Annotated in this window: 15 protein-coding genes; 3 read left to right on the top strand and 12 right to left on the bottom strand. The window is 71.5% G+C overall.

The window, feature by feature from the left end:
* Positions 1 to 179: 179 nt before the first annotated feature.
* Positions 180 to 1,034 (top strand): hypothetical protein, encoded by an 855-nt coding sequence (locus ACTOQ1_RS19785; protein WP_362693735.1) that lies wholly within the window; start codon positions 180 to 182, stop codon positions 1,032 to 1,034.
* A gap of 168 nt (positions 1,035 to 1,202) precedes the next feature.
* On the opposite strand, the gene ACTOQ1_RS19790 is transcribed toward ACTOQ1_RS19785, so the two are convergent.
* The 3 genes from ACTOQ1_RS19790 to ACTOQ1_RS19800 form a co-directional block, all read right to left on the bottom strand.
* Entirely contained in the window at positions 1,203 to 3,809 is a 2,607-nt protein-coding gene (locus ACTOQ1_RS19790; RefSeq protein ID WP_440069096.1) for an FtsX-like permease family protein, read from the bottom strand.
* 58 nt (positions 3,810 to 3,867) lie between these two features.
* Positions 3,868 to 4,575 carry an ABC transporter ATP-binding protein gene (locus ACTOQ1_RS19795; RefSeq protein WP_440069098.1) on the bottom strand — a complete coding sequence of 236 codons (708 nt, stop codon included), beginning with the start codon at positions 4,573 to 4,575 and terminating at the stop codon, positions 3,868 to 3,870.
* A gap of 92 nt (positions 4,576 to 4,667) precedes the next feature.
* Positions 4,668 to 5,273 carry a PadR family transcriptional regulator gene (locus tag ACTOQ1_RS19800; RefSeq protein WP_440069100.1) on the bottom strand — a complete coding sequence of 202 codons (606 nt, stop codon included), beginning with the start codon at positions 5,271 to 5,273 and terminating at the stop codon, positions 4,668 to 4,670.
* 88 nt (positions 5,274 to 5,361) lie between these two features.
* Between ACTOQ1_RS19800 and ACTOQ1_RS19805 the strand changes: the two genes are divergently transcribed.
* Positions 5,362 to 5,907 (top strand): FHA domain-containing protein, encoded by a 546-nt coding sequence (locus tag ACTOQ1_RS19805; protein ID WP_440069101.1) that lies wholly within the window; start codon positions 5,362 to 5,364, stop codon positions 5,905 to 5,907.
* 115 nt (positions 5,908 to 6,022) lie between these two features.
* On the opposite strand, the gene ACTOQ1_RS19810 is transcribed toward ACTOQ1_RS19805, so the two are convergent.
* Positions 6,023 to 7,411, bottom strand: coding sequence for an MFS transporter (locus tag ACTOQ1_RS19810; protein ID WP_440069103.1), 1,389 nt, complete (start codon positions 7,409 to 7,411; stop codon positions 6,023 to 6,025).
* Between the two features lie 366 nt (positions 7,412 to 7,777).
* On the opposite strand from ACTOQ1_RS19810, the gene ACTOQ1_RS19815 reads away from it, so the two are divergent.
* Positions 7,778 to 8,629, top strand: coding sequence for a CAP domain-containing protein (locus ACTOQ1_RS19815; RefSeq protein ID WP_440069105.1), 852 nt, complete (start codon positions 7,778 to 7,780; stop codon positions 8,627 to 8,629).
* 198 nt (positions 8,630 to 8,827) lie between these two features.
* Here the strand turns inward: ACTOQ1_RS19815 and ilvC are convergent, their stop codons facing one another.
* From ilvC to ACTOQ1_RS19855, 8 genes are all read right to left on the bottom strand, one after another.
* Positions 8,828 to 9,808, bottom strand: a complete 981-nt coding sequence (gene ilvC, locus ACTOQ1_RS19820; RefSeq protein WP_440069346.1) for a ketol-acid reductoisomerase — start codon at positions 9,806 to 9,808, stop codon at positions 8,828 to 8,830.
* Between the two features lie 39 nt (positions 9,809 to 9,847).
* A complete protein-coding gene (gene ilvN, locus ACTOQ1_RS19825; RefSeq protein ID WP_362693759.1) occupies positions 9,848 to 10,372 on the bottom strand; it encodes an acetolactate synthase small subunit in 525 nt (174 codons plus the stop codon).
* 2 nt (positions 10,373 to 10,374) lie between these two features.
* Entirely contained in the window at positions 10,375 to 12,162 is a 1,788-nt protein-coding gene (locus ACTOQ1_RS19830; RefSeq protein ID WP_440069107.1) for an acetolactate synthase large subunit, read from the bottom strand.
* A gap of 177 nt (positions 12,163 to 12,339) precedes the next feature.
* Complete coding sequence (locus ACTOQ1_RS19835; RefSeq protein WP_440069109.1) at positions 12,340 to 15,000, bottom strand: putative bifunctional diguanylate cyclase/phosphodiesterase; 2,661 nt, start codon at positions 14,998 to 15,000, stop codon at positions 12,340 to 12,342.
* Between the two features lie 281 nt (positions 15,001 to 15,281).
* Entirely contained in the window at positions 15,282 to 16,190 is a 909-nt protein-coding gene (locus ACTOQ1_RS19840; protein WP_440069111.1) for a 2-hydroxyacid dehydrogenase, read from the bottom strand.
* Between the two features lie 102 nt (positions 16,191 to 16,292).
* Positions 16,293 to 18,074: a VanW family protein gene (locus tag ACTOQ1_RS19845; protein ID WP_440069112.1), complete on the bottom strand. Its 1,782-nt coding sequence runs from the start codon at positions 18,072 to 18,074 to the stop codon at positions 16,293 to 16,295.
* 393 nt (positions 18,075 to 18,467) lie between these two features.
* The gene (locus ACTOQ1_RS19850) at positions 18,468 to 19,145 is read right to left on the bottom strand and encodes a response regulator (RefSeq protein ID WP_440069348.1); all 678 of its coding nucleotides are present in this window, start codon (positions 19,143 to 19,145) and stop codon (positions 18,468 to 18,470) included.
* A 14-nt stretch (positions 19,146 to 19,159) separates the two neighbouring features.
* Complete coding sequence (locus ACTOQ1_RS19855; RefSeq protein ID WP_440069114.1) at positions 19,160 to 20,857, bottom strand: ATP-binding protein; 1,698 nt, start codon at positions 20,855 to 20,857, stop codon at positions 19,160 to 19,162.
* Positions 20,858 to 20,933: the final 76 nt, after the last annotated feature.

Genomic DNA, 20,933 nt, shown 5'->3' on the forward strand with positions numbered 1-20,933 from the left:
TTCCGGGGCCTTCCGGAAGCCCCTGGGAGGCCCGCGGGACGCGAGAGGGCTCCGCGACCCATGAGGCGGTTACCCGTCCTTGACAGATCTCATGCACCCAAAATTCAAGTTGGTATTGATCCCAAGAAAACTTCGCGATTACCCTGATAAGCCGTGGTCCACTACCTATCGTTCCTCATATGAGCATCGGGAACCCCGCTCTCGGCAACGTGCTCGCGCAGCACGGCGATCCGCACCGGCTGCTTGCGGCGCTGGCCGAATGGGGACTCCTGGTTGCCGTGCGACCCGACCGCTCCGTCGTGCTCGGCACGACCCAGGCCGGTGATCGTGTCCTGCTCGGTTACACCTCGGCGGACACCTACGCGCGGCACCGTGGCAGCCACTCGCTGTCGGCGTGCGACGCCGACACCATCCTCGACATCCAGCGCGTCACCGGCGTGCGGGAGATCGTGATCGACGCGGCGGGCCCCGCGGCCGCGGCCGTGCCGATCGAGGATCTCCAGCGCTACCTGCTCTCGACGCGCAGCGGCCCCACGCCCGCGCTGTCGAGCGCGGCGCCGACGGCGTACGCGACCGGGGCGATGGCCACGGTCTCGCGTCCCGCGCCCGCGCGCCCGCCGAGAGCGCCGGTGCCCGCCGCGCCCTCCCAGCCGTGGATCCCGGCGCCCCGGCCGCACCTGTCGGGCCCGATGCAGATGGTGGACCCGGGATACCGCCGGTGCGACCACCCGATCCTGCCCGCGCTGCGCGCCGCGATCTCGCAGCTGCTCGTCGACTACCCGCTCGTCCACCACGTGTGGATCTCCGAGGCCAGCACCTCCTCGGGCGCGCCGGGAATCATGCTGCACGTGAAGGTGCACATGTCGGCCGCCGAGGACGTGGTCAGGGACATCCATCGCGGGGTGCGCGCCCGGCTGCCGCAGCTCGCCGCGAGCGAGGCGCCGATCCTGATGGCCAGGGTCGCCGACGCGCGCAGCGAGCAGCGGATGGTCGAGCTGGGCGCCCACGTGGTCTGCGCCGACGTCACCGACTGACCGGTGCCCCGCCGGTGCGCCGCACCGGCGGGGCGGTTCCGGGGACCGGCCGCGGACGCGGTCACGTGGAAAGGCGCCTTCCCGGACGGGGCGCGTTCTCGCGGCTCCCTCCGAGGGGCCACCGCACCCGCCCGCGGCGACCCCTTCGCCACGAGACGTCGCGGGGCGCTAGCCGGTCCTGCGGGCCAGGGTCACCTTCGTCCGGGTGAACGCCCCCGCCACCAGGACGGCCAGCACCGGCAGGCCGACCACCACGGCCGCGAGGAGAAGCCAGGGGATCTCGATCGTCGGCGACACTGACGAGGGAGGGGGAATCGACCCGTCCGGCCCCAGCAGAACGCTGTACACCCTGGTCGTCATGGGCCAGGCCGCGGCGACTCCGGTCACGGAACCGGCGACCGCGCCGATCAGGGCACCGAGCCCCGCGATGAATCCGGCCTGTCCGGCGACGACCAGCCTGCGCGTGCCCGGCGGCGCCCCGACGGCGGCCATCGTCGCGAGGTCGGGCCGCATGTCGGCCGCGGCGAGCCCGGTGGCGACGAACGTGCCGCCCAGCACCAGGATGAGCGCCGCCCCCATGAGCAGCCACAGCACGGGGACGACGTCGCCCTGGAACCCGCGCTCGATCGTGACCCGGAGGTCGGCCCGGGGAACCACTCCCGCGAGCCCCCACTCCAGATCCAGCTCCTGCCGGGAGGTGAGGCCGTGCGAGGCCGGGTTGGCGTACAGGAGGCGGGGCCTGGTCTCCAGACCGGCGCTCCGCACGGCGGCGGGCGGCAGCACCGCGATGGCGTACCGGGGATCGGCGGCCCTGGCCAGGACGGCGGGAACCGTGATCTCACCGGGTTTCGGCTCCTCGCCCTCGGCCGTCTCGAGGATCAGGGCGAGCCTCCCGTCCCGGACCAGCCGGGGGTCGAACACCACCGCCTTTCCCGAGGCGAACGCGGCCGACGCCACCGGATCCCGCCACCCCTGGACGAGCGTGAGCAGCCGCTCGTCCCCGACCGGAAGAGGCAAGTAGGAGCGTTCCGCCATGTTCCCCTCGGTGGGCCGGACCATCACGTCGACGACCAGCCCCCCGGTGTCCGTCACCTCGGCCCCCTCGATCAGCGGCACCCCCGGCAGCTCGCGCCGGGCGGCGGCTTTCAGCGTGGCCCAGCGGTCGTCGTCGAGCTTCCCGCTCTGGATGGTCATGGTCCCGGCCGGGACGATCGTCTGGAAGTTGTCCCGGTTGTGGGCGAAGTTGCTGTTGTTCGCGATGGCGACCGCGACGACCGCGGCCGTGGCGGTCATGACCGCGGCGACGGCGGACGCGGTGCGGCCCCGGTGGCGGGAGGCGTCGCGAGCGGCCAGGCGGAAGGGGAGCGGCAGCCGGGCCGCCAGACCCGCCGCCCCCTTCACCAGCCTCGGCGCCAGCGCGACCAGCCCCAGCTGCGCGAGGACGGCGGCGCAGTAGACCCAGACCACGTCGTACCTGACGGCGAACACGGTCGCCACGGCCCCCGCGGCGAGCAGGAAAAGACCCGGCACCGGACGGCCCACCCGGTCGCGCACCGCGCTGACGCGCCCGGCGAGCACCGCCGCCGGGTCCTGGCGGGCCGCCTGCGTGGCGGGAACCAGCGCGGCGACGAGCCCGCTGGCCGCTCCGAGGAGAGCGACCGCCACCACGGGAACCCAGGGGATCTCCGGGGGAGTGACCACGCCGACCAGCTTGCCCAGCAGCAGGGGGGCGGAGACCCATGCCAGGCCCACGCCGAGCGCCAGACCGATCAGCGCCGCTCCGCCACCGAGGACGACGCCGTCCGCCAGGACGATCAGGCGCAGGTGCGCCGGGGAGCCGCCCTGCGCGGCGACCAGCGCGAGGTCCCGGCGTCGCCGCCGGAGGCCGACCGCGAAGGCGGGGCCGGCGAGCAGCACCACCTCCAGCACGATCATGACCCCGGCGAGCCCGATCCCGACGATCTGGTTCTCGTCGTACGAGGTGCTGAGGAACTCGACGTCGCCGGGTGGATTCTCGACGACGGCACGGGACTCGGCCAGTAGGCCGGCCGCGTTCAGCCTTTGGACAGCGGCCCACATGACCGGTCCGGGGGTGTCGGCCAGCCAGCCGGTGCCCTGGGTGGTGCCCGGCTCGTCGAACAGGAGCGTGCCGGGAAGGCCGATGATCTTCGTCTCGCGGAGCCGGTGCGGAGGCTCGACCACGCCGACGACCCTCATCGGCTTCCTGTCCCGCGTGATCTCCAGCGGGTCGCCGAGACGAGCCCCTCGCTCCAGAATCTCGGGGGTCACCGCGATCTCCTGGGCGGAGACCGGCGCGCGGCCCTCGGCCAGGCGGTACATGCCCGCCGTCATGGGGTCCCGCAGGTCCACCTCCAGCGCGGAGACATGATCACGACCGTCCCGGGCCAGGTAGTCGACGCTGCCCTCGTTCACCGGCAGGAGCCGGGCTCCGGGCTCCAGGAGTTTCGCCACCGCGGCCTCCGTCCAGGGCCGCGTCAGACCGGTGGAAGGGCCGGCGGACCCACTCCACATCTGGCCCCGGATGTCCTGTTCGATCTTCCCCTGGATCGCGGTCACCCTGATCCGCGCGTCGGCCGCGCCGATGTTCGCCGTGAGACCCTCTCGGGGGTTGATGTCCACGGTCTCCGCGAGGACCAGGAAGCCCGTGATGACCAGGACCGGCAGGCCGATCATGATCATGATGAGCGCACTGCGGCCCTTGGCACGCCGGGCGTCCCGGCGGGAGACGCGCAGCGCGGCCATGAGGGCGCTCACACGACCCCCTTCGCTCGCCGTCTGAGATCCGCGGTGTCCCGCGTGTCCGGTCGCTCGCTCATCGGGCGCTCTCCAGGGGGGTGGCGGTGGAGTCGGCGATCTCGCCGTCGCGCAGGAAGATCACCCGGTCGGCCCAGGCGGCGTAGCGGGGTTCGTGGGTGACGAGCAGTACGGCGGTTCCCGCGTCGCAGCGGGTGCGCAGGAGCTGGAGGATGTCGTCGCCGGTCGGGGTGTCGAGCGCGCCGGTGGGCTCGTCGGCCAGGATCAGCCGCCGCTCCCCCGCCAGCGCGCGGGCGATGGCGACCCGCTGGCGCTGGCCGCCGGAGATCTCGTCGGGGAAGCGGTCGGCGACCTCGCCGAGACCGACCTCGGTGAGCACCTCCATCGCCTCGCGGCGGGCGTTCCTGAAGGCGATCCCGTCCAGCTCGCGCGGAAGGGTCACGTTCTCCAGCGCGGTGAGCGAAGGGATCAGGTTGAGGTCCTGGAAGACGTAGCCCACGTGCCTGCGCCGGAGCCCGGCCAGTTCCCTGGCCGGCAGGCTCGCCAGCGGCGTGCCCTCCACGACCACGGAGCCGGAGGTGGGCAGGTCGAGGCCCCCGGCGAGGTTGAGCAGGGTGGACTTGCCGGACCCCGAGGGGCCCATCACCGCGACGAGCTCCCCGGCGCCGACGTCGAGGCTCACGCCGCGCAGCGCCGCCACGCTCTGCGGCCCGTCGCCGTGCGTGCGGGTCACGTCCGTGAGCCGGACGACCGGGTCCAAGGTCATCTGGGTCCCCCCGGTGTGCGGATCCCTGGCTGTGGTTGTGGAAAAGAGGTCAACTGTCCGTCTCCTACGTCTGGGGATCACGCGTCGGGAGATCACACGCGTGGGGATCCCGTGTCCGAGGGCTCCGTGTCCAAGGGCTCCGTGTCCGGGACCTCCGCGTTCGGGTGTTCCGCGTCCGCGGGCCTCCGTGGCCGGGGGGAGGCCGCGAGCACGGCCTCGCAGTGGTCGAGCCAGCGTTGCTCGGCCTCGGCCTGGAAGATCATCGAGTCGAGCACCAGCCGCTGGGCGGGGCTCTCGACGCTCGCGCGCCTGGCCTGGACGAACGCCTGCAGCGTGCGCATGGTCGCGGTGCGCTGGGCCTGGATGATCGGCCGCACGTCCGCGGCGGCGGTGACCGCCAGGGCGAGCTTGATGACCAGCTCGTCCCGGGGCCGGTCCGACTGGGCGACGGGGGTGCCGAACCATCGCCCCATCTCGGCCAGACCGGCCTCGGTGATCGAGTAGACGACCCGGCCCTGCTCGTCCTGCTCGCCGGGGCTCACCAGGCCGTCGCGTTCCAGGCGCGAGAGCGTCGTGTAGACCTGGCCGATGTTGAGCGGCCAGGTCGCCCCTGTCGACGCCTCGAACTCGGCACGCAACTGGTAGCCGTAACGAGGCCCCTGACTCAGCAGGGCCAGGAGCCCCTGTCGGATCGCCATGGATACTGAGTATGCATACGCAGTATCCATGCGGCAAGAGATCTGCATATTCTGGACAGGTTCCGCCCCTGGGGCCGATACTCGGAGGATGAGCTCGACGCATCCCCCGGCCCGCGCCTCCGACGGGGACCGCGATCGCGCGATCAACGAGCTGCGTGACCGTGCCGTCGAGGGGCGCCTGTCGCACGACACCTTCCTCGGCCGCGTCGACATGGCCCTGCGTGCGCGCAACCAGGGTGAGCTCGACAACCTGGTCGCCGACCTGCCGCAACGTGGCCGGTTCCGCCGCATGGTCACCGAGGCCGTCGCCTCCGCCTCCGACTTCACCAAGCGTGTCGAGTCGGCCTGGCGACGCCCCAGGCTGCCCCGGCTCGCGCTGCCCGGTGACGGCAGGACCCGCTACGTGGTGGGCCGGGGCTCCGCCTGTGACCTGGTCCTCGCCGACCTGACCGTCTCCCGGGTGCACGCCGAGCTGCGCCGCGACGAGGAGGGCTGGGTCCTGGTCGATCTCGGCTCGCTGAACGGCACCCGGCTGAACGACTGGCGCCTGGTCGGCCCGGCCAAGGTCCGGCCGGGCGACGTCGTCTCCTTCGGGGACTGCGGCTTCCTGATGATCACACCCCAGATACTCTGACCGGCCGCGCCCAGGCCGTCCCGAGCCGCACACCGGCCCCGGGCCGCACCACGATCACCTCGGACCGCACCACGATCACCTCGGACCATGGCGCGGGCTCCTGGCGGGAACAGCCTCAGCCCTCCTGAGCCTCGACGGTACCGGCCGGGGTCTCGGCGGCGGCGTCCTGGGCCTCCTTGATCTTCGCGGCCGTCAGGGTGTAGCGCATGGTCAGCAGGATGCCGATCCCCATCATGATCGCGGGCAGCAGCGTCGAGCCGTACAGAGCCGCCGTGGTCGCCGACTCGGGCTGCGCGACCGGCGTCGAGGGGTCGGACTCGACGAACCCGGTCGCGGCCAGCAGCCAGCCGAGCACGAGCGCGCCGAACGCGAAGACCACGGTCTCCGCGGCCGTCCAGAGCCCGGTGAACACCCCGGCCCGGCGCTTGCCGGTGACCAGGGCGTCGTGGACGATCACGTCGGAGAGCATCGAGAACTGCAGCAGCTGGAACCCCGCGTAGCCGATGCCGACGAGGAGCACGCACGCGTGCGCGTACGCCGAACCGAGCGGGCCGGAGAAGGCCATCCCGGCGGCGCCCGCCAGGAACAGCGCCGACGACAGGACCATCGCGCCGCGCTTGTCGTAGCGCTTGGACAGCCAGACCCAGAGCGGCATGGTGATCAGCAGCGGGCCGACGATGCCCAGGAAGAGCGTGGTGGTCGCCGCCGGGTCGCCCAGCGTGTAGGTGGCGAAGTACGGGGCGCCGGCCAGCATGACACCGGCCGCGAACATCTGGGCGCAGCTGAAGCCGAGCAGCACCATGAACGTCTTGTTCGAGCGGGCGGCGGCGAACTGGGCGGCGATCGACGGCTCCGCCTCGGCCCGCCCGATCACCGGGGCGCGGGCCGTGCCGAAGAAGGCGGCGAGCATCGACACCAGCAGCACGGCGCCGATGAGCAGCCCCATGGTCCGGTGGCCGGAGACGTCGGTGCCCGCGATCGCCGGCGCGCCGGCCCCGGAGAGCAGGACCCCCAGGCCGACGAAGACCATCTTCCACTGCAGGAGCGAGGAGCGCTCGTGGTAGTCGTCGGTCATCTCCGCCGGCATCGCCTTGTACGGGACCTCGTAGAAGGCGTAGGCCGTCGCGGTGAGGAAGTAGAAGAAGGCGACGTACAGGGCGGCCTGGACACCGGTGAGCGGGGGACCCGCGAAGGTGAGGGCGAACGTCACCGGCAGGGTGACCGCGCCCAGGAGCATCCAGGGGCGGCGGGCGCCGAAGCGGGAGACCGTCCGGTCGGAGCGCTGGCCCACCCAGGGGTTGATGAACATGTCCCAGAGCTTGGGCAGGAAGACCACGACGCCGGCGATCCAGGCGGGAACCGCGAGCACGTTCGTCATGTAGAACAGCAGCAGCAGTCCGGGGACCGTGGAGAAGGTGGCGGTGCAGACGGAGCCGATACCGTAGCCGACGCGCACGCCGCGCGACACGGTGACGACGGCGGGGGAGGGCGCCGGGGAGACCATGCCACATTCAATCGCAGCGAGTGGGCGCCCGGTAGGTCCCGAGGCGGGGCGCTCCGCGAAAGGCGAGAATATTTCGGCTCCGCCCGGCCGGGAGCGCCGGGCGGCGGGACCGCCGTCCGTCCCGCGCGATCCGGCGGCAGGCCCCCCACCCGCGTGGCATACATCCAGCTCAGGCTGCCCATAAACGGAAATATCGGGATTAAGTGGGCTGGAACGCGACCCGAGCACCATCGACCCCCGACGCCTCTGCCACCACTCTGGTTTACCTGGGGCCCACAGTTAATGTCCGGAATTTGCTGACAAGAGCGATCCGTCCCCGACAGAATGCGGAGTCCATCCAGCGCCTAACCAACTGGAGGAACCGACATGCGCAGACCGCTAGGGGCACTTCTCTGCCTCGGGAGCCTGGCGGCCCTCAGCACGCCGATCGCCACGGCTCACGCCGCGGCCGCTCCCCAGGCCGAGTGCCGTGTGTACGCCGCCAAGCCGTATGTCACCGCCGCCGGACGGATCCAGGCCTCCGCCGCGCGGCTGGGCTGCGACGACACCGCCCTGGTCCGCATCCGCATCAAGCGCGCCGTCCCCGGAACCGACCCGATCGTCAAGAGCGCGTCCCGGCAGGGGACCAACGGGCGGGTGACGGTGAAGCTGCGCTGTGCCCCCGGCGTCTACTACGCCGTCGTCACCGACTACCGGGGCAACAGCGGCCGTTCCAGGCCCGTCAGGCTCAGCTGCTCCCCCACCGGCACCCCGACCCCCACCCCCAAGCCGACTCCGGCGCCGACCTCCTCGGCCAACACCACCCCCACCGCGACTCCCAGCTCCGCGCCGGGCTCCTCCCTGTCCGAGGAAGTGGTGCGCCTGACCAACGTCGAGCGGCAGAAGAACGGTTGCGGCCCGCTCGTCTCCGACCCGCAGCTGCGCTCGGCCGCGCAGGGCCACTCGGACGACATGGCGGCCAAGAACTACTTCAGCCACACCTCGCAGGACGGCCGCGACATGACCGCCCGGATCAGGGCGAGCGGGTTCAGCCCGATGCGGGCCTGGGCCGAGAACATCGCGATGGGCCAGCGTACCCCGGCCGAGGTGGTCACCGCCTGGATGAACAGCTCCGGCCACCGGGCCAACATCGTGAACTGCGCCTACACCCACCTCGGGGTGGGCGTGGCCAACAGCTCCCGGGGCATCTACTGGACCCAGAACTTCGCCAGGCACTAGGCATCTTCCGGTTCCCGGAAAACCCGGAAGGCACCCGGCGCGAAACGGCCCGTGCCCCCCGCGACGTGAACTCGTCGCGGGGGGCACGGGCCGTTGCTCTCCCCGAGCGCGGCCACCTGACCGCGGTGACCTGAAAGCCGCGAATCGGGCGCTGCGAATCGGGCGCTGTGAACCCGGGCGCTGTGAGACCGGGCGTCGTTACTTGAGCCAGCTCATCATCGGGCGGAGCTTGGCACCGGTCTTCTCGATCGGGTGCTCGGCGAGCTCTTCGCGGTAGGCGGTGAACTTCTTCTGCCCGCTGTCGAACTCCTCCACCAGCTCCTTGGTGAACTCGCCGGACTGGATCTCGGCGAGGATGCGCTGCATCTCCTTCTTCGTCTCCGCCGTCACGATGCGCGGGCCGCGGGAGTAGCCGCCGTACTCGGCGGTGTCGGAGACCGACCAGTACATCTTGTGGATGCCGCCCTCGTACATCAGGTCGACGATCAGCTTCATCTCGTGCAGGCACTCGAAGTAGGCGACCTCGGGCTGGTAGCCCGCCTCGATCAGGGTCTCGAAACCGACCTTGATCAGCTCGGACACGCCGCCGCACAGCACGGCCTGCTCACCGAACAGGTCGGTCTCGGTCTCCTCCTTGAAGGTCGTCTTCAGCGCGCCGGCGCGGGTGCCGCCGATGCCCTTGGCGTACGACAGCGCCAGCTCCAGGGCGTTTCCGCTGGCGTCCTTCTCCACCGCGACGAGACACGGCACGCCGCGACCCGCCGTGTACTGGCGGCGCACGAGGTGACCGGGGCCCTTGGGAGCGACCATGGCCACGTCCACGCCCTCGGGAGCCTCGATGAGGCCGTAGCGGATGTTGAGGCCGTGCCCGAAGAAGAGCGCGTCGCCCTCGACGAGGTTCGGGGCCACGTGGTCGGCGTACAGGTGGCGCTGGATGTGGTCCGGCGCGAGGATCATGGTCAGGTCGGCCTCTTCGACGGCCTCCGAGGGGGTGAGCACGCGCAGGCCGTCGGCCTCCGCCTTCTCCCGGCTCTTGGAACCCTCGGGCAGGCCCACCCGGACGTCCACGCCGGAGTCGCGCAGCGAGAGCGCGTGGGCGTGGCCCTGGCTGCCGTATCCCAGAACGGCGACGTGCCGGCCCTGGATGATCGACAGGTCGGCCTGGTCGTCGTAGAAGATCTCAGTCACTTGCTTAACCTTTCGGGTTTCTCGTACGCGTTACGCGGTCCGGTCCAGGGCCCGGAGAGAACGGTCGGTGATGGAACGGGCTCCGCGGCCGATGGCCACCATGCCCGACTGGACAAGCTCCTTGATGCCGAACGGCTCCAGGACCTTGATGAAGGCCTGCAGCTTGTCCGGCGTGCCGGTGACCTCGATGGTCACCGCGTCCGAGGAGACGTCGACGCAACGTGCCCGGAACAGGTTGACCAACTCCAGCACGCTGGACCGGTTCTCCGCGTCGGCCCGCACCTTGATCAGGGTGAGCTCGCGCTGCACCGACTGCGCCGGGTCGAGCTCCACGATCTTCAGCACGTTGACGAGCTTGTTGAGCTGCTTGGTGACCTGCTCCAGCGGCAGGTCGGCGACGTTGACCACGATGGTCATCCTGGAGATGTCCGCGTGCTCGGTCGGCCCGACCGCCAGCGAGTCGATGTTGAACCCCCTGCGGCTGAACAGTGACGCGACGCGCGCGAGCACGCCCGGCTTGTTCTCCACCAGCACGGAGAGCGTGTGCCTGCTCATGCCTAGTCCTCGCTGTCCCAGACGGGCGCCATGTCGCGCGCGAACTTGATCTCGTCGTTGCTGGTCCCGGCGGCGACCATCGGCCACACCATGGCGTCCTGGTGCACCACGAAGTCGATGACCACCGGCACGTCGTTGATCTCCATGGCCTTCTTGATCGTCGCGTCCACGTCCTCCGGACGCTCGCACCGCAGCCCCACGCAACCGTACGCCTCGGCGAGCTTGACGAAGTCGGGGATCCGGCGGACCGTCTGCAGGTCGGTGTTGGAGTAACGCTGGTTGTAGAACAGCGTCTGCCACTGCCTGACCATGCCCAGGTTACCGTTGTTGATGATCGCGACCTTGATCGGCACGCCCTCGATGGTGCAGGTGGCGAGCTCCTGGTTGGTCATCTGGAAGCAGCCGTCGCCGTCGATGGCCCAGACCGTGGTGTCGGGGCGGCCCATCTTGGCGCCCATCGCCGCAGGCAGGGCGAAGCCCATCGTGCCCGCGCCGCCGGAGTTGATGAACGTGCCGGGGTTCTCGTAGCCGATGAACTGCGCGGCCCACATCTGGTGCTGGCCGACGCCCGCGGTGTAGATCGCGTCCGGGCCGACGAGCGCGCCCAGCCGCTCCATGACGTACTGCGGGGCGAGGGAGCCGTCCTCGAACTCGGTGTAGCCCAGCGGGTAGGTCGCCTTGTAGGCGTTGAGCGCCGTCCACCAGTCGGCGTAGTCGCCCTTGCGCTCCTCGTTGCGCACCACGTTGATCAGGTCGGAGAGGACCTCCTTGCAGTCGCCCACGATCGGGACGTCCGCGTGCCGGTTCTTGGAGATCTCCGCCGGGTCGATGTCCGCGTGGACGACCTTCGCGTGCGGCGCGAAGCTGGACAGCTGGCCGGTGACCCGGTCGTCGAAGCGGACGCCGAGCCCGATGATCAGGTCGGACCTCTGCAGCGCGCCGACCGCCGACACCGAGCCGTGCATGCCGGGCATCCCCATGTGCTGCGGGTGGCTGTCGGGGAAGGTGCCCCGGGCCATCAGGGTGGTGACCACCGGGATGCCGGTCAGCTCGGCGAACTCCAGCAGCTGCGCCGACGCGCCCGCCCGGTGCACGCCGCCGCCGACGTAGAGGACGGGCCGCCTGGCCTCGACGATCAGCTTCGCCGCCTCGCGGATCTGCTTGGAGTGCGGCCGGGTCACCGGGCGGTAGCCGGGCAGCTGCATGACGACCGGCCACTCGAACGTCATCATCGCCTGGAGCGTGTCCTTGGCGATGTCGACCAGCACCGGCCCCGGACGCCCGGTCGAGGCGATGTGGAAGGCCTCGACGATCGTCCTGGGAATGTCGTTCGGGTCGGTGACCAGGAAGTTGTGCTTCGTGATCGGCATGGTGATGCCGGAGATGTCGGCTTCCTGGAAGGCGTCCGTGCCGATGGCGCCGCTCGGCACCTGGCCGGTGATCGCGACCATCGGGACCGAGTCCATGTACGCGTCGGCGATCGGGGTGACCAGGTTGGTCGCGCCGGGACCGCTGGTGGCCATGCAGACGCCGACCCTGCCGGTGGCCTGCGCGTAGCCCTGGGCCGCGTGACCCGCGCCCTGCTCGTGCCGTACAAGCACGTGCCGGACCTTGACCGAGTCGTAGAGCGGATCGTAGGCGGGGAGAATCGCGCCGCCCGGGATCCCGAACACGGTGTCGACCCCGACGTGCTCCAGCGCCCTCACGAGGGCCTGGGCTCCTGTCATCTGTTCGGTCATCGGCTCGTTCCTTGTGGCTGAGCATGCGTAATGGCATAAAAAATGCCCCATTCCGCCTGGTCGGCGGAGCTGGGGCGGCGCGCAGGTCGTAGTGCTTCGGCTATCGGCCCGCGCGCCGGCGAAGTACTACGAGAATCCCACGGTGAAGCTGCATGGCTCCACCATGGCCGACGCGGCACCCCCGCGTCAAATTCATGGGACACATATCTCAGAGTCCGAGATGCGAGGTCACGCGGGAGTGCCGAGGCTGGAGAGGCTGGTGCGCATCAGCGAGTCGACGCCGCGCGCGGCCATCGGGCGCGCCACCAGGAACCCCTGGCCGCGGGTGCAGCCCATCTCGCGCAGCAGTTCCAGCTGCTCGGGCCGCTCGATGCCCTCGGCGACGACGATCAGTCCCAGGTCGTGACCGAGCCGCACAATCGTGCGGGTCAGCAGGGTCAGCGTCTCGTCACGGCCGAGCCCGGACACGAAGGACGGGTCGATTTTGATCATGTCGACCGGAAGCTGCCGCAGGAACGCCAGCGAGGCGTACCCGGTGCCGAAGTCGTCGATGGCGAGCCGGACCCCGAGGGCGCGCAGCTCGGAGAGCCGGGTGATGGTCTCCTCCGCGTCCTCGACCAGCATCTCCTCGATGACCTCCAGGGTCAGCGCGCTGGGCGGCAGCCCGCTCTCGACCAGGGCCGCCTCGACGGTCTCCACGAAGCGCGGCGCCATGATCTGCCGGGCCGACAGGTTCAGCGAGAGCCCGATCTCCCAGGCGGAGGCGCGCCAGGCGGCCACCTCCCGGCAGGACTCGCGCAGGATCCACTCGCTCAGCGGGACGATCAGGCCGGTGTCCTCGGCCGGGCCGAGGAACTGCTCCGGCGGGACGAACTCGCCGCCCCGGCACCAGCGCACCAGCGCCTCGACGGCGGTGACGCGCGAGGTGGCCAGGTCGACCACCGGCTGGTACTCGATCGCGAACTGGTTCTCCAGCAGGGCCCGCTGCAGGTCGGCGGCGAGTTCCAGGCGCCGCACCACGTCGGCGTGCATGTGCGCGGCGAACACCTCCACCCGGCGCCCGCCCAGCTCCTTCGCCCTCGCCATCGCCACGTCGGCGTTGCGGATCAGGTCGGCGGAGGAGACGTCGTCGGCGGCGAAGGCCACCCCGACGCTCGCGGTCAGCGCGACGTCGCGGTCGGCCACCCGGAACGGCTCGGACGAGACCGTGCGGACCAGCAGCTCGGCCAGGTCGACCGCCGTCTGGGCGTCGACCGGCGCCTCCAGCAGCACCGCGAACTCGTCACCGCCCCAGCGCGCCAGGGTGTCGTCGGTCCGTACGGCGGCGCGCAGCCTGCGGGCCGCCTGGCCGAGCAGGTAGTCGCCGCTGGCGTGACCCACCGAGTCGTTCACCGCGGTGAAGCCGTCCAGGTCCAGGAAGACCACCGCGACGTTGCACGCGCCCGGACGGGCCAGCACCTCCCGGGTGCGCTCCTCGAAGTAGGCCCGGTTGGGCAGGCCGGTGATGCCGTCGTGGAAGGTGAGGTGGGCGACCTGGCTGCGCAGGGCCTCCTGGTCACTGATGTCGCGGGTGGTGACGAGCAGCAGGTCCTCGCCGCGCACGTGCCGGGTGGCGACCGACTCGGCCGGCCGCCAGGTCCCGTCGGAGGCCCGGACCCTGCAGGCGACCATGCACGCGCCCGGCCCCTCCTCGGCCTCCTCCTCCAGGCTCATCGCGCTCAGCGCCGCCTGGATTCCCGGCACGTCCTCGGGGTGGATGTAGTCGAAGATCCTCCCGCCGACCAGGTCGTCGGGGCGGTAGCCGTACGTGATCTCGACGCCCTCGCCGATCTGCCGCACCACACCGTCGTAGTCGCACAGCAAGACCACGTCCCCCGCGCTCTCGGCGAGGTCGTGCAGCTGCCGCTCGCCGAGGTGGAGCAGGCTCCGCAGCCGCCCGGTCTCCAGCAGCGTCACGAACAGGCGTACCAGCAGGACGGCGACGATCGACGCGCACACCGAGGCCAGGACCGCCGGAGGTCCCTGCACCCCGCCGCTGATCACGCGGAGGAGCACCACGACGGTGGCCACGCCGACGAGGAACAGCGGCACGGCCGCGATCAGCGACGACGTGCTCTCGCGGACGGACGGCTCGTCGTTCGCGGGCTCGGGCGGCCGGGTCGCGGGCCCGCTCCACGGGACCGCGGCGAGCACCAGGAACGCGGCGGGGGCGAGCCACACCCAGGTCAGGGAGGGCGTGTCGCCGCTCACCCGGGCGAGCGCGGTGATCGTCTCAGAGGTCGCGACGGCGGCGAGCACGGCCAGCGCGGCCAGGCCGACCGGCCAGGCCGACCGCCGGATCGGCACCACCGCGGGGCCCACGACGCAGGCGAGGATCAGGCAGAACAGCGGCGAGGCGAAGCTGACCGCGGCGTCGCCCGCGTCGCCGGCGTCGCCGTAGACCGGGCCCACCAGCGACACCCAGAGGATCACCAGGATGGCGGCGGCGCACACGTAGGAGTCGGCGAGGTCGCGCAGCAGGGCGTGCCCGCGCGCGGGCCTGGCCGCCGACAGCGCGGTGCCGACCGCGATCATGGCCGTACCGGCCAGGAGCACCAGGTCGGCGAAGGTCACCACGAAGGGCGCGCCGTCCGCGATCGGCCGCACCCCCACCCCGGCCAGCCAGGTGAGCGAGCCCCCGGCCAGCCAGCGCCAGGCCAGCGCCCTGCGCCGGTCGATCACCTTGGAGGCGGCGGCGAACAGCGAGCCCGCGGCGGCCGCGGCGGTGACGACGCCCGCCACCGCCTCGACGACCACTGCGGGAGCGCCGCTGACCAGAGCGGCAACGAGCCCCACCACGCCTATGGCGGCGGCGGTCAGCGGTACCCGGGGGTCACGCCAGCGGATCAATGTCGTCTGCCCATCAGTGTCGTTTGGTGTGTCTCGTCGATGTGTTTCGCTTTCGCAGCATCCCTTGCTCGCCGCACTCGCGCTGCCGGCGTGAGCGCGTCGTCCTTCGTCCTCGACGCTCGCACCGGCACAGGGCCAGTGTGTGCCGTCCGGTCCGCGCGAGGGGCGACAACGCCGTAGTCGTCACCGATCTGATAACCGCGCGAGCCACGGAGATCACTTTCAACCGACGGTACGCACCGCAGGTCACGAGGCAGCCACGGTCCGGATTCCTTTGCCGGTCAGTACGAACCCGTGATCACGTTTTTGAGCGGCTCGCCCGCGAGGTAGCGCAGCAGCTGGGAGCGGAGCAGCTTCAGCGTGCGCCGTACCGAGGCCGGATTGCTGCCCGCGACGTGCGGGGTGATGAGAACTCCCGGCGCCGTCCACAGCGGGTGGTCCGCGGGCAGGGGTTCGGGGGCGGTGACGTCGAGCGCGGCGAGGATCCGGCCGCCCCGCAGCTCGGCGACGAGCGCGTCCGTGTCGACCACCGGGCCCCTGGCCGCGTTCACCAGGAGGGCGCCGTCCTTCATCGCGGCCAGGAACCCGGCGTCCACCATGCCGGTGGTCTCGGGTGTCGAGGGGACGAGCAGCACCACCACGTCCGCCCCGGGCAGCAGGCCGGGCAGCTCGTCCAGGCCGTGCACGCCGGGCCTGGCGGTCCTGGCCACCCGGACGACGTCGACCTCGAAGCCGTCGAGCCGCCGTTCCAGCGCCTCGCCGATCGAGCCGTAGCCGACGACCAGGACCGTGGAGTCGGCCAGCACCCCGGTGTGGTGATAGGTCCACTCGCCCCGGAGCTGGGCACGGACGAACCCGGGGAACTCCCGGAGCACGGAGATCATCGCTCCCACCACCCACTCGGCGGTACCCGCGTCGTGCACGCCCCTGGCGTTGCACAACGTCACCCCCTCCCGCAGGTGCGGCCGGTAGGCGTCGACTCCCGCCGTGACGGTCTGCAGCAGCCGCAGGCCGGTCATCCGGGCGAGCAGCCCGGGGAGGTCCGCCACCGGCATCAGCGGCGGGATCCACACCTCGGCCTCGTGCGCGCCCTCGGGCACCGGCTCCGTGCCGTCGTAGACGACGCACTCCACTTCAGGGAGGTCGCACAGGACATCGGCCGCGGCTTTGGAAGGGACCCAGATCTTCATGGACGCATTATCCAGCCGCACATCCGTGCCGCCGCCCCGCCGGCCACTCCGGAGACCGGATGGAGGAAAGGAGAGGCGTGGTGAGGAGCGGGCGCGGCCCCGCTACTCGGGCACGCACTTCAGGTTGAGCTCGGGGCGGTAGACCGTGGTCTTCTTGACGCGCTTGATCTCCTTGCCGTCCTGCTTGAAGACGCGCCAGACGTCGATCGTGAAACCGTTCTGGCCGACCATCTCGATACAGTCGGGACCACTGTCGGTCTCGTTCTTGAACGGTGTGATGTTGTATCTCTCGGACGAGATCGACTCGATCTCGTAGCGCTTGGTGCTCCAGAAGGCGACGGTCACCCCGGTGTCGCTGGTGGAGGTCTTCACCAGCACGCCGTACGGCGAGTCGTTCTTCCAGCGGAAGTCGGGCTCGGGCCAGGAGACCGTGGACTCGCGCCCGGCCGGGTAGCGGGAGATGTAGAACTCGTGCGCCACGTGCTGGACGTCCTCGAGACCGCCGAAGAACACCGCGTTGTACATGGTGGTGACGAACTGGGAGATGCCACCGCCGACCGAGTCGACCAGCCTGCCACCCTGGATCATGGGGGCGGGGACGAAGCCGCGGGCCGTGTCGCGCTGGCCGACGACGCCGTTGAGCGAGAAGGTCTCGCCCGGCTTCACCAGGTAGCCGTCCAGGAGCCTGGCGATCGTCTTGATGTTGGTGACCCGGGGCACGCAGCACGTGTAGGGCGTGGTGAACTGGCTGATCCGCTCCTTGATGCCGAGCTTGCGCGCCTCGGCGTCGGACATCCGCGGCTTGACGGTGGTCAGGAGCACCGGGATCGTCCGGTCGCCGTCGCCGGCGATCATCTCGGCCACGTCGGAGGCGAGCCGCTCGTCGTTGATGCCCTTCCCCCTGCGGCCGGGCACCAGCTTCGGCTTTTCCCCGACGATCTGGAACGTGGGGTCGCGCGGGGCCAGGACCGGGTCGACGAGGTCGCCCTCAACGGAGGCGACCGCGCTCCTGGCGTCGAACTCCGGCTCCATGCCGCCGGAGCCGTCCGGCTTGAAGGACAGGTGGGCGGCGAGGGTCTCCACCGGCAGCTGGGCCTGCTTTCCGGCGAAGGTCAGGGTGACCGGCCCGGACAGGGCCCTGCCGGCGTCGGCCGCGGCCTTTTCGACCGCCCCCCGCCCGGCCATCGGCTTGATCACCGAGACCGGCAGGCGGACCTCCTTCGACGGGCCGAGGAAGGCGTTCGTGATCGCGGTGACCGCGGCCTCCCGCTCCAGCTCCCTGCCGTCGCGGGGCGTCACGACGACGGGCTTGACGCCCTCGAACGTGACCGAACCCTCGCGGACCTTGAGGTCGATCTTCCTGGCCAGGCTCGCGACCGCGGTCCGCATGCTCTCGGAGTCGGCGGAGACCTTGGGCTCCAGCTCGGTGGTGCCGGTGAAGGCCCGCCAGACCTGGGAGGGGCTGGGGAAGCCGCTGGGCGCCTGGTTGATGGTGGCGACCACGTCGAACTCCAGCCCGGCCTTGCCGGGGTCGAAGTCGTAGCGCTTGCCCGCGGCCAGGAGGGTCATCTCCCCGGAGGCCTCGCCCGCCAGGCGGTCCCTGAGCTTGTCGGCCGCCTCGGTCGCGGTCAGGCCGCCGATGTCGATGCCCCGCACCGTGGTGCCCGGCAGCATCCTGCCGGACATGATGACCGCGGGCACCGCGTAGGCGAGCCCGACGACGAACAGCACGGTGAGGACGATCAGGAAGAACCTGCGGGCCCCGCGGCGGCGCGGGGGCGGCTCCTCGTAGCGGAGCCCGCCGGGTTGCGGGAACCCTCCGTCGCCGCCGGGGACGAGCGTGGGCTCGTCACGCTGGAAGGGGCGTTCCGGCGGGGAGGCCATCTGCCAGGGCTGAGGGGGGCGGGGGGCGGGGGGGAGCGTCGTCCCGCGGGCCGGCGCGGCGGGGCCTCCGGGACCGGGAGGACCACCGGGGGGACCACCGAGACCGGGAGATCCTCCGGCCCCGGTGGGGCCGAAGATGTCGGGTGAGACCCCCGGCGGAAGGCCGGGGCCGCCCTGGGAACGGGCTCCCTGCACGCCGGGAGGGAGCCGCGGGTCGCGGGCGCCCGGCGGGACGGGGCCCGAGGGAAGGGGCATTGCCTCAAAGGGGTCAGGTGGCGGGTTCACAGACGCTCCGGCGTTCCGCACGGCCTCCGTATCCTCCTGCTTCGCAGCTTCCACCTCCGGCAACCTTAAACCACATTGGTCAACCGCCGTCCCAAAAGGAGTAACAAATCAGCCTGTCCAGCGGTAACGGTGTTCCGGCCTTCCCGCGGTGCCGTACTTCGGGCGGAGTTCCGCCTGGCCCGCCGCGCACAGGTGTTCCAGGTACCGGCGGGCGCTGACCCTGGAGAGGCCGGTGATCGTCGCCGCCTCGGCCGCGGACAGGTCGCCGCCGCTCTCCCTGAGCGCCGCGGCGACCAGGGAACACGTGGTGCCGGACAGCCCCTTGGGAAGCGGCGGCGGCACCCCCCTGACCGCGCCGAAGAGCCGGTCGATCTCGTCCTGGCGGGCCTCGTCACCGAGGGTGGCGAGCTGCCTGCGGATCTCGGCGTACTGTTCGAGGCGCTCGGCCAGGGCGCGGGCGGTGAAGGGTTTGATCAGGTAGTTGACCGCGCCGCCGCGCATCGCCGCCCGGACCGTGGCCACGTCCCGCGCGGCGGTGATCACCAGGATGTCCACCGGGTGCACGGCCTCCCTGAGCTTCGCGAGGACGTCGAGTCCCGACATGTCCGGCAGGTAGATGTCGAGCAGGACCAGGTCGGGCCTGCGCACCGCGGCCGACGCGATCGCGGCGCCCCCGGTGTGGACGACGTCGGCGACCGTGAAGCCGGGCGTCCTGGCGACGTAGCCGCCGTGGATCCTGGCCACCATGAAGTCGTCGTCCACGACCAGGACGCGGATCTCCCCCATGTGCCCGTTCCCGGTCAACTCGGCACCTTCCGTTCGGCGGATCCCCCGGCGGGGGACGGCGCGGGTTCACCGGCGCGGGACGGCGCGGATTCCCCGGTGCGGGACGAGGAAGGCTCTCCGGCGGGCGGGACCGGGGGCTCGCCGGTGGGCAGGAGCGCGGTGAAGACGGCTCCGCCCGCGTTGTGCACCCGCACCCAGCCGCCCCGGCGCGCGCACGCCTGGCGGGTCAGGGCCAGGCCCAGGCCGCGCGGCCCGGCGTGGGCGGCCTTGGTGGTGAAGCCCTCCCTGAACACCTCGTGGACCAGGCCCGGGGTGATTCCCGGACCGGAGTCGCCGACCCGGACGCGCAGGCCGTCCGCCTCGGTACGGACCGAGACCTCCACCGTCCCCCCGGTCTCCTGCAGCGCGTCGAGGGCGTTGGCGACCAGGTTGCCGACGACCAGGACCGCGTCGTGCGGGTCGCCGAGCATGCCCGCCTCCACCCGGGAGTCGTCGGACAGCACCAGGGTGGCGCCCCGCTCGGCCGCCTCGGCCGACTTTGCCAGCAGCAGCGCGGCCAGCGTCGGGTCGGCGACCTTCTCCCTGATGCCCGAGGCGTGCCTGCTGTAGGCCTCGGTGGTCTGGGTGATGTAGCTGACGGCCGTCTCGTGCTCGCCGAGTTCCAGCAGGCCGACCACCGTGTGCATCCGGTTGGCGAACTCGTGGGCCTGCGCGCGCAGCGCGCCGGTCGTGGTGCTGGCCTGGTCGAGCTCGCGTGCCAGCCGCACCAGCTCGGTACGGTCCCGCAGGGTGACCACCCAGCCGCTCTGCCGCTCCCGTACCGCCACCGGGGTCCGGTTGAGCACCAGCACCCGGTCTCGGTGGAGCACCACCCGGTCGTCGCCGGAGTCCACGCCGTCCAGCACGTCCCGCATCCGGTCGGACAGGGGCATCTCCCGCAGGCTCCGGCCGACGTCGTCCTGGGAGAGTCCGAGCAGGTCGCGTGCCGCGTCGTTGACCAGCGTCACCCGTCCCTGGAGGTCGAGGGCGAGCACCCCCTCCTTGACGCCGTGCAGCACGCCCTCGCGCTGTTCGAGCAGGGCCGCGATCTCCCCCGGTTCCAGGCCGAACGTCTGGCGGCGTACCCGCCGGGCGATCAGCGCGGCGGCGGCCGACCCGGCGACGAGGACCGCGAGGACCGTCCACAGCAGCGGCGGGAGCGCCTCGCCGAGCTGGTCGGCGACGGTCCCCTCCAGGATCCCGACCGAGGCCAGGCCGATGACCTGCCCCGAGGAGTCGAAGATCGGGGCCTTGCCGCGTACCGAACGGCCGAGGGTGCCCGTCTGGACACCGGTCCAGTGCCGCCCGTTCGTCATCACCTCCGAGCCGTCGGTGGACAGCCTCTTGCCGATCAGGGCCGCGTTGGGGTGGGCGTAACGGATCTGGTCGCGATTCGCGATCACCACGTAGTCGGCGCCGGTGGCCGCCTGCACCCCGAGCGCGATCGGCTGCAGGCTCAGCTCGGGCCGGGGCCGGCCGAACGCCTCTCGCACCTGGGGAAGCCCCGCCACCGACTCGGCGATCGCCAGGGCGCGCTGCTGGTACTGGCGGTCCAGCAGGACGCGGGTGTGCTCCATCCAGACGCCCGCCGTACCGCCGACCGCGAGGAACACGATCACGGTCTGCAACGCGAAGAGCTGGGTGCCGAGCGAGGCGTTGAGTAAGCGTCGCACGAGTCAACTCCCTGGTCAGGGCCTCGATGAAAGCAGCCCGAGATAACGGCGAGGTCGCGAGGAGGTGTGACCAATA

Source organism: Streptosporangium sp. OZ121 (assembly GCF_051918885.1).
Classification (GTDB): Bacteria; Actinomycetota; Actinomycetes; order Streptosporangiales; family Streptosporangiaceae; genus Streptosporangium.